Source organism: Stenotrophomonas sp. pho (genome assembly GCF_006228405.1).
Lineage (GTDB): Bacteria > Pseudomonadota > Gammaproteobacteria > Xanthomonadales > Xanthomonadaceae > Stenotrophomonas > Stenotrophomonas sepilia.
Genome location: NZ_CP029759.1, coordinates 3,580,284 through 3,593,987 on the forward strand (window position 1 = coordinate 3,580,284; position 13,704 = coordinate 3,593,987).

At 67.9% G+C, this 13,704-nt stretch carries 9 protein-coding genes and 3 pseudogenes; all 12 read right to left on the bottom strand.

What is annotated here, in order from left to right; translation table 11 throughout:
* Positions 1-44 precede the first annotated feature (44 nt).
* The 12 genes and pseudogenes from DL544_RS16735 to DL544_RS16790 all read right to left on the bottom strand — a co-directional run bounded on the left by DL544_RS16735 (position 45) and on the right by DL544_RS16790 (position 13,664).
* Positions 45-1,364, bottom strand: a complete 1,320-nt coding sequence (locus DL544_RS16735; RefSeq protein WP_139727579.1) for a dicarboxylate/amino acid:cation symporter — start codon at positions 1,362-1,364, stop codon at positions 45-47.
* A gap of 57 nt (positions 1,365-1,421) precedes the next feature.
* Complete coding sequence (locus DL544_RS16740) at positions 1,422-3,137, bottom strand: BatD family protein (RefSeq protein ID WP_235646243.1); 1,716 nt, start codon at positions 3,135-3,137, stop codon at positions 1,422-1,424.
* A pseudogene (locus DL544_RS16745) lies at positions 3,134-4,965 on the bottom strand (VWA domain-containing protein). The gene DL544_RS16740 and the pseudogene DL544_RS16745 overlap by 4 nt, the downstream one beginning before the upstream one ends.
* Positions 4,962-5,965 (bottom strand): annotated as a pseudogene (locus DL544_RS16750) (vWA domain-containing protein). The pseudogenes DL544_RS16745 and DL544_RS16750 overlap by 4 nt, the downstream one beginning before the upstream one ends.
* Positions 5,962-6,411, bottom strand: coding sequence for a DUF4381 family protein (locus DL544_RS16755; protein ID WP_139727583.1), 450 nt, complete (start codon positions 6,409-6,411; stop codon positions 5,962-5,964). Before DL544_RS16755 ends, DL544_RS16750 begins: the two are co-directional and overlap by 4 nt.
* A complete protein-coding gene (locus DL544_RS16760; protein ID WP_065179082.1) occupies positions 6,408-7,337 on the bottom strand; it encodes a DUF58 domain-containing protein in 930 nt (309 codons plus the stop codon). The genes DL544_RS16755 and DL544_RS16760 overlap by 4 nt, the downstream gene beginning before the upstream one ends.
* 8 nt (positions 7,338-7,345) lie before the next feature.
* Positions 7,346-8,370, bottom strand: a pseudogene (locus DL544_RS16765) (AAA family ATPase).
* A gap of 173 nt (positions 8,371-8,543) precedes the next feature.
* The gene (locus DL544_RS16770) at positions 8,544-10,514 is read right to left on the bottom strand and encodes a type IV pilus secretin PilQ (RefSeq protein ID WP_139727585.1); all 1,971 of its coding nucleotides are present in this window, start codon (positions 10,512-10,514) and stop codon (positions 8,544-8,546) included.
* Between the two features lie 21 nt (positions 10,515-10,535).
* Positions 10,536-11,069: a pilus assembly protein PilP gene (locus tag DL544_RS16775; protein WP_005418914.1), complete on the bottom strand. Its 534-nt coding sequence runs from the start codon at positions 11,067-11,069 to the stop codon at positions 10,536-10,538.
* Positions 11,069-11,725 carry a type IV pilus inner membrane component PilO gene (locus DL544_RS16780; RefSeq protein ID WP_057493352.1) on the bottom strand — a complete coding sequence of 219 codons (657 nt, stop codon included), beginning with the start codon at positions 11,723-11,725 and terminating at the stop codon, positions 11,069-11,071. Before DL544_RS16780 ends, DL544_RS16775 begins: the two co-directional genes overlap by 1 nt.
* On the bottom strand, positions 11,722-12,606 hold the full coding sequence (locus tag DL544_RS16785) for a PilN domain-containing protein (protein ID WP_065185317.1): 885 nt from the start codon (positions 12,604-12,606) through the stop codon (positions 11,722-11,724). The genes DL544_RS16780 and DL544_RS16785 overlap by 4 nt, the downstream gene beginning before the upstream one ends.
* A complete protein-coding gene (locus tag DL544_RS16790; protein ID WP_014038321.1) occupies positions 12,606-13,664 on the bottom strand; it encodes a pilus assembly protein PilM in 1,059 nt (352 codons plus the stop codon). The genes DL544_RS16785 and DL544_RS16790 overlap by 1 nt, the downstream gene beginning before the upstream one ends.
* Positions 13,665-13,704: the final 40 nt, after the last annotated feature.

Here is a 13,704-nt window from a genome sequence, read left to right on the forward strand (position 1 = left end):
GCCTTCCATGCGTCGGGATAGTATCCATGGCATTCAGGGCGCGTTCAATCGAGGGGCGTGCCCAGCGCCGGTCCGTCATGCGACTCGCCCTTGGCCACCAGCGTGGTCAGGGCCAGGTCGCCGGTCACGTTCAGGGCGGTACGGCACATGTCCAGGAAGTGGTTCACGCCCAGGATCAGGCCGATGCCCAGCGGATTCACACCGACCATCGCGCAGATCATCGCCACCACCGGCAGCGAGCCCGAAGGCACGCCCGCTGTGCCGATGCCGCCGAGGATGCAGACCGCCATCACCATGATCTGCTGGCCGATGCTCAGGTCCACGCCGAAGAACTGGGCCAGGAAGATCACCGTCACGCCCTCGAACAGCGCGGTGCCGTTCTGGTTGGCGGTAGCACCCACGGTCAGCACGAAGCGCGACACGCGCTGCGGCAGGCCCATCTGGTCGGCCACGCGCAGTGCGGTCGGCAGGGTCGCGTTGCTGGAGGCGGTGGAGAACGCCATCACCGTCGCTTCCTGGGTATCGCGGAAGAACGACAGCGGCGAGCGGCCGGACAGCCACACCGCGGTACCGTAGGTCACGATCATGTGCAGGCCGAGTGCCAGCACCACCACGCCCACGTAGGCACCGAGGCGGATGATCAGCTCAAAACCGAACAGCGCGGCCAGATTGAACATGAAGCAGGCCACTGCATAGGGGGCCAAGCGGATGACCAGGTTGATCAGGGTCATCGAGATTTCAAACACGCCTTCGATGGCGCGGCGCAACGGGGCGACCTTCTCATTGTCGGTCAGCACCATGCCGATGCCGAACATCAGCGCGAAGAACATCAGCGACAGGATCGCGCCATTGTCCGACGCGGCCTGCAGCACATTGCTCGGCACGATCGACAGCAGCATGTCCATGCCCTTCGGCGTGCCATGGATGCCAGCGACGATTTCCTTGCTGCGTTCGGCGTTCTCCGACAGCATCATCGCGGCGACCTGCGGATCCACGCCGGCGCCCGGCTTGAGCAGGTTGACCAGCACCAGGCCGATGCCCACCGCGATGCCGGACAGCAGCACGGTATACGCCAGGGTCTTCCAGCCGATGCGGCCGAGGGCGCGGATGTCGCCCATCTCCGACACGCCCATGATCAGCGCCGAGAAGATCAGCGGCACGATCAGCATGAAGATCAGGTTGAGGAACAGGCCCGACGCCGGGGTGGTGACGTAGTCCATGACCCACTTGGCACCGGCCTGCAGACCATCGACGCTGCCGCCCAGGGCGTGCACGATCAGTCCCAGGATCAGGCCGATCGCAAAGCCGATGCCCATCTTCCAATGCAGGGGCAACTTCTTCTTGTCGGCAGCAGCTGCTGTCATGCGCGGGTTTCCTCGAAAAATGAATGCACTCTAACAAAGCGCGCAAGCGGCGCCGGTTCAGGTTCGCCGCGTTGGATACAACGGCGCCAGGCCAGTGTCGGCGGCGCCGGTAGCCGCCGACCAGTGCGGTCCGTCACGGAAGACCTCGCGCAGGCGCGTGCGCAAAGGGGCCAGTTCGCCCTGCCCGCCCCAGCGCGCCTGCTGCAGGTCCAGCAACACCTGGCGCTGGGCCGGGTCATCCAGCCGGGCGATCACCTGCTCGATGCGCTCCACGCCCGCCATCGCACACAGACGCGCCTCCACCTGATCGAAACCCTCACCATCCAGCGCGCGGCGCAGTTCGGCCAGGCCCGCGCGTCCGCTCACCACGGTCGGCACAGAGGGCGTGCCGGCTGCAGGCGCCGCCACACGCGGGCGTCGGCCTCGCTGCCAGCCCCACAACAGGGTCAGCAGCCACAGCAGCGCCAGGCCAATGGCCGCCGCCATCCACGGCCACGGACGCTCGGACAGGCCGCTGGCGCGTGGATCGGTCGCGGCGATACGCGCATCCTGTCCATCGCTGCCCGGCAGCGCGGCAGCGGTGTCGATCGGTGGCAGCGCTGCCGGCGAGGCAGTGGCAGCGCCGGTACCGGCCGCAACGGCCAGCGTCAGGTCCGGCAGCTTGGCTTCCTGTGCCTTGCCGTTGCGCACATCCCACCAGGGCAGGCGTGGTCCCGGCACCACCAGCGAACCCGGCTGGCGCGGCACGATCGAATAGCGGCGGGTGATCTTCAGGCGCGGCGTGCTGCCGTTGAAGGTCTCTTCGTACTGTGCCGGCTCGGCAAACACCTGCGCTGCGTTGCCGACATCGGGGACCGGCAGGTCGGTGAACTGTGCTCGGGTGGCGCCTTCGGCAACCGCTTCGACCACCACGTTGGCTGCCTCGCCGGTACGGGCACTGGTGGGCGCGCTGGTGTAGCGCAGCTGCAGGCTCTGCAGGGGCAACCACGGCTGCGGCGCCTGTGCCGGCTGTGCCTGCACCTGCAACGTGCGGTCTGCGCCAGTGGCATTCATGCGGCCATCGCCGCCCCCGAAGAAGTCATCGAAGAAACCTCCGGCACTGCGCCCGCTGAAACGCGCACCGGACAGCCGCAACGCGCCGCTGCGCTCGGGGATCAGCAGGAAACGTCGTTCGACCACGTTGTAGCGGCGCCCGTTGACCTGGCGCACATCTGTGCGGTCGTCGCCAACGCGCTGCAACGACGCGCCCGCCGGGGTATCCAGCACCAGCTCGCCGGAGGCCAGCTGCGAGGCGAAATACAACCGCACCACCACGCCCACGCTCTGCTGCACGTACGGCGTATCGTCATCGACAAGGGTTTCGATGAAGGCCATCGCATTGCTGTCAGGCCTGGCCACGGCGGCCGCATCGACCTGCAGCGTCAGCGGCGCAGTGCGCACACTGCCCACCTGCAGGCCCGGTACCACCAGCGCACCACTGCGCCGCGGCGTCAGCGCCACGCCATACAGGTTGCGCTGCTGCATGCTGCCATTGCTCCATTCCACCTGGCGGCTGCTGGTCTGGCCGCTCAGGTCGAAGTCGGTGCGCAATGGCGTGAAGTCGGGAGCGCCCTGATCGCTCTCGACATTAAGGGTGACCGTATCACCCATCGCGATGCGGTCGCGGTCCAGCCAGGCACGTGGTTGCGCCCAGGCCAGCAGCGGCAGCCACAGCAACAGCGCCGCCAGTACCGGCCGTGACCAGTGCCCGTGCATGTTGATCGCCCGCGTCATCGCCCTTCCCTCTTCCTGCGTTCGTTTTCCAGCTGGAACTTGGCCCGCAGCAGCGCGCCCGGATCATCCGGCACACGCCGCATCCACGCTTCCACCGCCTGTTGCTCCTCGCGCTCGCGCGGCGTGCGGCCCTCCCCCCCGGTACGGGTTTGCCGTCCTTGCCAGCCTCGCCCTCGCGTGCCTGCTGCATCGCCTGCTGCATGCGCTGGCGCTGCTGCTCATCGGCCTGGGCCTGTGCCTTGGCATCCTCCACCTGTGGTGGCGCCTGCTGGCCATCGCGGCCGCGCTCGCCGGGCTGCGGGCTCGACGGGTTCTTGTCGTCACCCGCCTTGGGCTGCCCCTGCTGGCCCTGGCCGGGATTCTGCTGTCCCTGCTGCGGCTTCTGGCCCTGCGGGTTCTGCTGGCCCGGGGCATCGTTCTGCTGCTTCTGCTGCTTCTGCTGCCCGTTCTGCGGTGGCTTCTGCTGATCCTGGCCTTTGCCACCCGACTGCCTGCGCTTGCGCGCGGCATCGACCACGGCACGGTTGGCGACCGCATCGGCCATGCCGGGATGCAACGCCAGCGCGCGGTCGTAGGCGGCGATCGCTTCGTCGTAGTTGCCTTCGCGTGCCAGCGTGTTGGCCAGGTTGTACCAGCCGGCATCGCTGTCGATACCCTCGAACTGCCTGCGCGCAGTGGCGAAGTCGCCCTTGCGGTAAGCCTGGACCCCCTCGGCCAGGCGCTGATGCTGCGCCTGGTCGTTACGCTTCCACAGCGTGCCCTGCGCGGGTTGCGAGGCCTGCGTCGCAGGTGCCTGCGCCTGCGCGTCATTCATCCATGGCACGAGGCCGACCGCGAGCACCGCGGCCAGCAGCGCACGACGGCGGAAGGCCAGCAATGCCAGCAGCATCACCGGCGGCAGCAGCCAGAAGCCTTCGTCACGCCACTGCTTGCCTTCGCCCGGCCGCTGCGCCGGCGTGCCTTCGCGCGCGTCGAGTACACCGAGCGCACGCAGATCGCTGTCATCGGCGGAGATGCGTGCATAGCGGCCGCCGCCGGCAGTGGCCACCGCGCGCAGGCTGCCTTCATCCAGCGCAGCCTGGCGGATCTGCCCGCTGCCATCGCGGTAGGCCGCACCGGCAGGCGTGCCCAGGCCCAGCACCGACACCTGCAGGCCCAGGCTGCGTGCCTGCGCTGCCGCCAGTGCAGCTTCACCATCCGCCTGATCGCTGACCAGCAGGATCTGCCCCTGCAGCGCACCGATCTGCCGCATCAGCCGTGTTGCCCAGTCGATGCCGCGGTCGGCACGCTGGCCATCGCGTGGCATCACGTCCGGCGACAGCGCATCCAGATACAGCGCAACATTGCGGCCGTCATCAGTCAGCGGCGCCACGGTGTAGGCATCATCGGCATACACCACCAGGCCCACCTGCCCGCCCTGGCGCGCGCGCAGCAGCTCGCCCACTTTCGCGCGCGCCTGCAGCAGGCGCGACGGTGGCAGATCGGTTGCGCTGATCCGGCTGGACAGGTCCAGTACCACCAGCAGCGGTGCGCTGGCCTGGAACATCGGCTGCGCCTGCTGCCGCCAGCTCGGCCCGGCCATCGCCAGCGATGCCAGTGTCCAGCCCAGCAGCAGCGCCCATGGCAGGCGCACACGACGCTTCGCGCCGGCGGCCAGCAGATGTGGCAACAGATGTGCATCCACCGCCTGCCGCCACGCATCACTGCGCCGTTGCCGGTACAGCGCCAACGCGATGATCAGCGGCAGCGCCAGCAGTGCCCACAACCACTCGGGCCGCAGGAAGTGCAGCGCGTTCCAGTCGGGAAGATTCGAAGCAAACGCGATCATCGGCGACGCTCCGGCCACAGCCATGCCAATGCGCCCAGCAGCAATGCCAGGCCCAACGGCCACGCATAGCGTTCCTCGCGAGGGCGCAGGCTCGGGCCCTTTGCGGCCACTGGCTCCAGGCGATCGAGCTCGGCATAGATGCCGGCCAGCTGCGCGGTATCACGCGCGCGGAAGAACTGGCCGCCGGTCATGCTGGCGATCCTCTTCAGAGTGGCCTCATCGACCGGATCCTGGTCGGTGGAAATCGGAATGCCGAACAACCGCATGCTGCCATCGCCGCCAAACGCAACCGTGTGGATGCGCACGCCCTCGGCGCGCGCCACTTCCGCGGCGCGCAGGGGTTCCAGCACACCAGCATTGCTGACACCATCGGTCAACAGGATCAGCACGCGCTGCCCCTCCGGCTGGCTACGCAGGCGCTTGACCGCCAGGCCGATGGCATCCCGATGGCGGTCTCGCGCCCGGCCAGCCCGACCACGCTGTCGCGCAGCTGGTCGCGCACGCTGGCCAGGTCCGCAGTCAGTGGCGTGAGCGTATAGGCGCGGTCGCCGAAGATCAGCAGGCCAACGCGGTCGCCGGCACGACGATCCAGGAAGTCGGCCAGCACGGCCTTGGCCGCGGTGAGGCGATCGACCGCCTGGCCGCCCAGCACCATGTCGCCCTCGCCCATGCTGCCGGACACATCCATCGCCAGCATCATCTGCCGCCCCTGCTGCGGCGGGGTGATGGCTTCGCCCAGCTGCTGCGGTCGTGCCAGCGCGATGCACAGTGCACACCAGCCCAGCCACAGCAGCAGCGTGCGCAGCCACGACGCGTCAACACGGCCGCCACCAGACAGGGCTTCGAGCTCGGCGGCAGCATAGGGCACACGCAGTGCGGCGCCGGGTTCTGCACGGCGCTTCCACCAGCGCATCAGCAGCGGCATCGGGAGGGCCAGCAGGGCCAGCGGCCACGCCAGCTGCAGGTCCGGCCATGGCCAGTAACTTGCCAGCAGGTTCATCGGCGCCGCTCCAGCACCATCGCCAGATAGCGTTCGCGGGCCCAGCTGCGCACAGCGGCAACGTCGTTGCTGTCGACGCGCGGGCGATAGGCGCCTTCGGCCAACAGGCTGCGACGTGCAGCGGGCAACGTGCCCTGCGGGTCCAGGCGTTGCCACCAGGCGTCATCGCGCAATGATTCGCTGCCCGGCTTCGCATGGCGTGCGGCACGGCGCAGCAGTCCCGCGATGGCCGCCAGTTCGGCCGTAGCGTCGGGGGCGATTGCCAGTTCCTGATCGAACAGCTGCAACCAGCGCTGGCGGCGGCGGCGACGTCGCCACATCACCACGGCGATCACCAGCAGCACCAGCACGACCACCGCGCCGATCATCAGGTAACCAGGGGCTGGCGGCCACCATGACGGTGCTGGCGGCAGCTGCACATCGCGCAACGGCAGCGCGGCGCTCATGCCGGCACCTCGGTCGGCGACGGCGCCAGCCAGGCGTCGCTGGGCGCATCGGAGGACAGCACCTGCACGTCGACACGGCGTGCGCCGAGCTGGCGCCGAAGTTCCTGCAGCGGCTCGACAAAGTGCGCCTGCCAGTGCGCCTGCACTTCGCTGCGGCGCAGGTCGAGACCGATGCGCTGCTGCGCGGTCTGGAACTGCAACGCCGCCGACGGTGGCCGCAGCTCCAGTGGATCGACCAGCAGCACCAGGCTGAGGTCGTGATGCTGGGCCAGCGCGCTCCAGCGCGCGGGCGGAATGCGGATGGCCTGCTGCGGATCGGCCAGCACCAGCATGCGTGCCCCCGGGCGCAGCACGCGACCGGCATGGTCCAGCGCGCGCTCCAGGCCCAGATCGTCGGCTGGCGGCTGTGCGTACCAGCGGGTCAGCGCGTCGAGCACGCGCAGCACGCCGCGTGGCCCACCTGCCGGAGCGATCGGCGCTTCGCGGTCGCTGCCACGCAATGCGCCCACGCGGTCGCCACGGCGCTGCGCCGACCACGCGGCAACAGCACCGGCGCGTGCGGCCTGCACCGATTTGAAGCGCACGCGGGTGCCGAAGTACAGCGCCGGCGAGGTATCGGCCACGATCAGGCTGACTCGTTCGCGTTCGGCCTGGAACAGTTTGGTATGGGCGCGACCGGTGCGCGCCGTCACACGCCAATCGATGTGGCGCGCGTCGTCGCCGGCCACGTATTCGCGCGACTCGGCGTACTCCATGCCGCGGCCGCGCAGCGGGGACGGTGCCTGGCCCGCGTTGCCGGTGCGGCCACGGCGCGGCGGCGGCGGACGCTGTGCCAGCCGGCGCAGCGCGACCAGTTCGGCCAGCTGCGGGCGCAGCCCGTCACCTTCGAGCGCAGACGGTGCCTGTTCCACGGATGGATCGGTCATGCGCAGGCTCAGGGTGCCGGCACCCGGGCCAGCAGCTCCTGCACCAGGCGCTCGCCGTCCCAGCCTTCGGCGGTGGCTTCATAGCTGGGCAGCACGCGATGGCGCAGCACGTCGGCGGCGACCGCGCGCACGTCGTCGGGCGTGACGAAGTCACGGCCAGCCAACCACGCCCGCGCGCGGGCGCAGCGTTCCAGTGCGATGGAACCGCGCGGGCTTGCCCCCATGCGATGCGGCGGCCGAGGCCGGCGTCGTAGCGCGATGGATCACGCGAGGCCAGCACCAGTTCGATCAGGTAGCGCTCCAGTGCCGGTGCCATGTGCAGGTCCAGCACTTCGCGGCGGGCGTCGAACACGTCCTGCATCGGCATCTTGTCTGGCGCCGGCGCGGCCTCGCCCAATGCACCACGGGCACGCTCACGGGCCAGCCGCAGGATCTCCGATTCGGCGGCCTGGTCCGGGTAACCGATGCGCACATGCATCAGGAAGCGGTCCAGCTGCGCTTCCGGCAGCGGGAACGTGCCTTCCTGCTCGATCGGGTTCTGCGTGGCCATCACCAGGAACAGCGGCGGCAGCGCATAGGTATGGCGGCCAACCGTGACCTGGCGCTCGCCCATGGCTTCCAGCAGCGCCGACTGCACCTTGGCCGGCGCACGGTTGATCTCGTCGGCCAGCAGGATCGGGTGGAAGATCGGGCCAGGCACGAACTCGAAGCGGCCCTCCTGAGGGCGCCAGATCTCGGTGCCGGTGAGGTCGGCCGGCAGCAGGTCGGGGGTGAACTGCACGCGGGCAAAGTCTGCTTCCAGGCGCGAGGCCAGTGCACGGATCGCCGTGGTCTTGGCCAGGCCCGGCGCGCCCTCCACCAGCAGGTGGCCGTCGGCCAGCAACGCGATCAGCAGGCGTTCGACCAGGGCCGCCTGGCCGACGATCTCGGTCGACAACGCATCGCGCAGCTGGGTGAATGCCGCATGCAGGCGGGAGGTTGCCGGCGCGGGCGGCGGCGAGACAGTTTCGGGCATCGGCGGTGGCAGGTTCATGGGGGCCTTTGACCGGCGCAGGACGGCACGGGTTCCCGACATCATCGCAGGGTGCCTTGCGATTGGCATCAAGAACGGCTGAACAGCGCATCCGCGCATGGCGTGGATCTACCGGCGGAAACGAGGAAGGGCCGCACAGGGCGGCCCTTCTTCGAAGACTTCGGAGCGGTGGCTCAGTTCTGCTTGGCCACGCGCAGCACCTTCGGGGTGACGAACACCAGCAGTTCGGCCTTGTCCTTGTTGCGGCCGCGCTTCTTGAACAGGTTGCCCAGGAACGGCACGTCGCCCAGGAACGGCACCTTGCTGATGCTGTTGCGATCGGTGAACTCGTAGACACCACCGATCACCACGGTCTGCCCGTCCTCGACCAGCACCGCGGTATTGACTTCGCGGCGGTTGATCGACGGCACCGTGCCGTAGCCCTCCAGCTGGATCAGCTGGTCGACTTCGTCCTTCTTCACCTGCATGTTGAGGAACACGCGGTTGTCGTTGGTGATGGTCGGAGTGACCTTCAGCTCCAGCACCACTTCCTTGAACTGCACGTTCGGCGTCGCCACGCCGCCAGCGGTACCACCGCTGATGGTGACGTAACCGATCTCCTTGCCCTGCTTGATCATCGCTTCGCGCTGGTTGGTGGTGACCACGCGCGGGTTGGAGATCACCTCGCCTCGCGATTCCTGCTGCATGGCCGACAGTTCCACGTCCAGCAGGTAGCCGGCATTGAGGATCGACAGTGCCAGCGACCCCGGGTTGCTGGCGGCGGCCACCGGCAGGTTCCAGTTCAGGCCACGGGTGATCGCCGAGCCGGACTTCACCGGCGGCGGGCCGACCCGGCCACCGGCTTCCCAGTCACGCTCGGCCTTGGCGTTGGCCAGGTCGGTCGTCACCTGCGACTCACGGGTCTTGGCGTTGGCATCCAGGCTGCCGCTGAAGTACACGTTGTCGCGGCTGCCGCTGACACCGAACTTCGCACCCAGTTCGCGGGCGAAGGTATCGGTGGCGATGACGATGCGGCTTTCGATCAGCACCTGGTCGACCGGGCGGTCGATCACGTTGATCAGCTCGCGCATGCGCGCGATCTTCTTCGGGATGTCGCTGATCATCAGCGTGTTGGTGCGCTCGTCGGCCACGATGCGGCCGCGCGAGGACAGGAAGCCACTGTCTTCCTGCGACGAGCTGCCCGAACCACCACCGCTGCCACCACCGCCACTGCCACCAATGCCCTTGGCCTCGGTCAGCGCTTTGAAGATCTGCGTGGCGCTGTGGTAGTTGATCTGGATGTAGTCGGTCTGCAGGTCTTCGCGGTTCTCGATGGCGATGCGCGCGTCTTCCTTCTCCTGCTCGAACTTGGCCAGTTCAGCCTGCGGCGCCACCCAGATCACGCTGCCATCGCGACGCTTGTCCAGGCCCTTGGCGCGCAGGACGATGTCCAGCGCCTGGTCCCACGGCACATTGACCAGGCGCAGGGTCACATTGCCCTGCACCGAGTCGGACGCAACCACGTTCAGGTTGGACTCCTCGGCGATCAACTGCAGCACGGTGCGCACCGGCACGTCCTGGAAGTTGAAGGTCACCGGCTTGCCGGTGAAACCACGCTGGCCGACGGCCTTGGCCGCCTGGGTGACGCTGCCGGCGGTGACCGCGCCGACGGCGGCCGGGGCCTGCCGCGGGCTGATCTCGACCACGTACTCATTGCCGCTCTGGTAGGCCAGCGAATCCACGGCACCCCCGGTGCTCAGCACCAGCTGGGTACCGGCACCGGACGGTTTGGCGTCGATGCGCTGTACCGGCGTGGCGAAGTCGGTGACGTTCATCGGCTTCTGCAGGTTGGCCGGCAGTCGGGCATTGCCGACGTCGACCACGAGGCTGTTGCCCTGCGTGCGCAGGTCAGGGATCGCGCCCTGCCCGTCGAACTGCACGATCAGGCGCCCGGCGCCGTCATCGCCACGCTTGAAATCGATCTTGGCCACCGACAGGCCTGCCGGCGCAGCGGCCGGTGCCACGGTGGCGCCCACCGGCTTTTCCGCCGGTGCGGCAGCCAGCGCCGGAGCGCAGGCCAGCATCAGCGCGACTCCCAGCGCGCTGACACGGTTCAAGGTAGAGCGCCGGATGGGACGCAGCCCCTTGGCTTGGTGAAAGGTCATCGTGCTATCCCCAGTAAACGATCATTGATCTTCAAGCGAGAGCGTTGCCGGCCGTTCCAGCCAGCCACCCGCGCCATCCGGCACCAGTTCGATCAGCTCCACGCGGTCTTCGAAGACCGCCGTGACCCGCCCGTCGCTCTGCCCCAGGTAACCGCCCGGGCGAACCCGGTAGGTGACCTTGTCCGGCCCCATCACCAGCGCCACGGTGCCTGCACCGGTACCGATGGTGCCGACCATGTCCAGCGCATCCAGCGGGAAGCCTTCCAACGGCTCCTTGCGCCGGTTCGGGTCCGGTCGCAATCCGCCGTTCCCTTGCTGCGGATTGGTCCAGGCATCGGTGAACGGATCGCGCATGCCCTGCGCGGAGTATTCAAAGGTCTCGAACTGCTGCATCACCGGCAGCGGCTCCAGCGGTTGCGCCGGTCGCGCGCGCTCGCCTTCCACCCACTTCTCAAGGTTCGGTGCGTCGCCGGGCGTGCTGGTCACGCCACGGCCGCAACCGGCCAGCAGCAGTACAGCCAGCACCATCGCACCACGTACGGTCTGCGCGCGCATCACTTCTTGCCCTCCTTGCCAGCGTCGGCCGCCTGCTGCGCCTGCACTTCGGTCTCGTCCAGGTAACGGTAGGTCTTGACCGTACCGGACAGTTCCAGTGCACCGCTGCGGACGTTGCCGCCGGTCTTTTCCTTGGGCTTGAGGTTGATGTCATGCATGGTCAGGATCACCACCCGCGGCAACGAGGCCACGCCACTGACGAATGCGCCGAACTGGTGGTAACTGCCCACCATGCGCAGCTTGATCGGCTTCTCGGCGTAGAACTCCTTGATCTGCTCCTGCTCCGGCTCGAACAGCTCGTTGGTCAGGCCGCTGGACAGCGCGGTCTGCGAGATGTCGATGATCAGGTCGGGCATTTCGGTCTTGCTCGGCAGCTGCCGCAGCATCTGCTGCAGCACCTGCTCCATCTGCGCCAGCTGCTGCTTCAGCGGCCCCAGGTTCACCGCGCGTTCCTGCTGCTTGGTGAACTCGGCGCGCAGCTCGACTTCCTTCGATTCCAGGCCGGCCAGTTCTTCGCGCTTGCCGCTGATCAGCAGCATCCACGCCACGAACATGATGACCAGCGCCAGCAACGAGCAGAAGACGATCTTGGCCTTCTGCGGCCAGTTGCCGATGTCGTTGAAATCCAGGTTCTTGATGTCGATCTTCTGGCTCATGCGCGGTCCCCCTGCAGCAGCGCATTGAAGGCCTGCGGCGGCTGCGCCAGGCGGCTGCCCTCAGGCTTCGGGGCAGGTGCCGGGGCCGGCGCGGCGGCCGGAGCGGCCGGTTGGTTCGGCTTGGCCGGAGTGGCCGGCGGTGCAGCGGCCGGTGCGGCGGGAGCCGCTGCCGGCTGGCCCGCTGCCGGAGCCGCAGGCGTCGCGGCATCCGGACCTGCGGCCAACGGAGCCACCGGTGCCGGCGGAGCCGTCGCCACCGACCCATCGGCGTTCAGGCCCGGCGTCGCCGAGACCTCTTCGCTCTGTGCCGGCAGTTTCACCTTGACCACGAACACGTAGGGCAGCGCCTTGATGTCGGCCAGCGGACCGACCTTGCCATCCTTGTCCTTCTCCGGGTCACGCGCTTCGATGATCGACAGCTCCGGATTGGTCATCCAGCCGGAGGTCTCCAGGTTGCGCATGTAGGCCGAAACGCGGGCGTTGGACTGGGTGCGGCCTTCCAGCGTCAGCACATCCCCTTCCTGCTTCAGCGCGGTCAGCACCACGCCATCGGGAATGGTGCGCACCAGCGCGTCGAACAGGTGGACCATCTGCGAGCGCTTGGCCTGCAGTTCCTCGATCACCTTCTTGCGGGCCAGCAGGCGTTCCTTCTGCGCGTCGAGGCGATCGATCTCCTTGTTCTGTTCCTTGACCTTCTCGATCTCGGCTTCCAGATAGGCGTTGCGGTCCATCTGACCGCTCACCTGGCGGTCGTAATAGAACCAGATCATCAGCGACAACAGCAGGCCACCGACAGCGGCCATGCCCAGCATTGCGTAGAACTCGCGCTGGCGTTGCTTGCGCCGTTCGGCGCGCCAGGGCAATAGATTGATGCGTGCCATCAGTCGAAGCTCCTCAGCGCCAGACCGGTCGCGATCATCAGCGCGGGGGCATCCTGGGCCAACGCATGCGCGTTCACCTTCGGCCCCAGGGTCATCTGCGCCAGCGGGTTGGCGACCACGGTCGGCACGCCCAGCTGTTCCTCGACCATCTCCGGCAGGCCACCGAGCACGGCGCAGCCGCCGGCCAGCACGATGTGATCGACGCGGTTGAATTCGCTGCCTGCATAGAAGAACTGCAGCAGGCGGCTGATCTGCTGGACCGTGGCTTCCTTGAACGGCTCCAGCACTTCCATCTCGTAGCTTTCCGGCAGGCCGCCCTGGCGCTTGGCCAGCCCGGCTTCCTCGTAGCTCAGGCCATAGCGGCGCATGATCTCGTCGGTCAGCTGCTTGCCACCGAACACCTGCTCGCGGCTGTAAAGGCTACGGCCGCCGCGCAGGACATTGAGGGTGGTCATGGTGGCGCCGATGTCGACCAGCGCAACCACGCCGTCGATGGACACCGGCAGCTCGCTGGCGACCAGGGCGTAGGCGTTCTCGACCGCGAAGGCCTCCACGTCCATCACCTTGGCCTGCAGGCCACCGAGCTCCAGCGCGGACTGGCGCAGCTCGACATTCTCCGAACGCGACGCGGCCAGCAGCACCTGGACCATCTCCGGGTTGTTCGGGATCGACCCGATCACCTCGAAGTCCAGGTTCACTTCCTCGATCGGATACGGAATGTAGTTGACCGCTTCCAGCTCGATCTGGGCTTCCATGTCGTTTTCGTCGAGATCGGCCGGCATCGGGATCACCTTGGTGATCACCGCCGACCCCGCGACGGCGGCAGCGGCCAACTTGGCCTTGCTGCCTGAACGGTTCATCGCCCGGCGGATGGCCTCACCGACGGCCTCCACTTCGACGATGTTCTTCTCCACCACCGCATTCGGCGGAAGAGGTTCCACAGCGTAATGTTCCACGCGGAAACGATTGCCGCTGCGGGACAGCTGCAAAAGCTTTACCGCAGTCGAACTGATGTCGACGCCTACAAGCGGCGACTGACTTTTTGGGATGAGCCCCACGGTTTCTCCCCTGCCGACGGGCACTTGGACGCAAGACCTG

What these genes read in the sequence shown, in the direction of transcription:
- DL544_RS16735 (WP_139727579.1), bottom strand. Translation starts at nt 1,364, where the DNA reads ATGACAGCAGCTGCTGCCGACAAGAAGAAGTTGCCCCTGCATTGGAAG.
- DL544_RS16740 (WP_235646243.1), bottom strand. Translation starts at nt 3,137, where the DNA reads ATGACGCGGGCGATCAACATGCACGGGCACTGGTCACGGCCGGTACTG.
- DL544_RS16755 (WP_139727583.1), bottom strand. Translation starts at nt 6,411, where the DNA reads ATGAGCGCCGCGCTGCCGTTGCGCGATGTGCAGCTGCCGCCAGCACCG.
- DL544_RS16760 (WP_065179082.1), bottom strand. Translation starts at nt 7,337, where the DNA reads ATGACCGATCCATCCGTGGAACAGGCACCGTCTGCGCTCGAAGGTGAC.
- DL544_RS16770 (WP_139727585.1), bottom strand. Translation starts at nt 10,514, where the DNA reads ATGACCTTTCACCAAGCCAAGGGGCTGCGTCCCATCCGGCGCTCTACC.
- DL544_RS16775 (WP_005418914.1), bottom strand. Translation starts at nt 11,069, where the DNA reads ATGCGCGCGCAGACCGTACGTGGTGCGATGGTGCTGGCTGTACTGCTG.
- DL544_RS16780 (WP_057493352.1), bottom strand. Translation starts at nt 11,725, where the DNA reads ATGAGCCAGAAGATCGACATCAAGAACCTGGATTTCAACGACATCGGC.
- DL544_RS16785 (WP_065185317.1), bottom strand. Translation starts at nt 12,606, where the DNA reads ATGGCACGCATCAATCTATTGCCCTGGCGCGCCGAACGGCGCAAGCAA.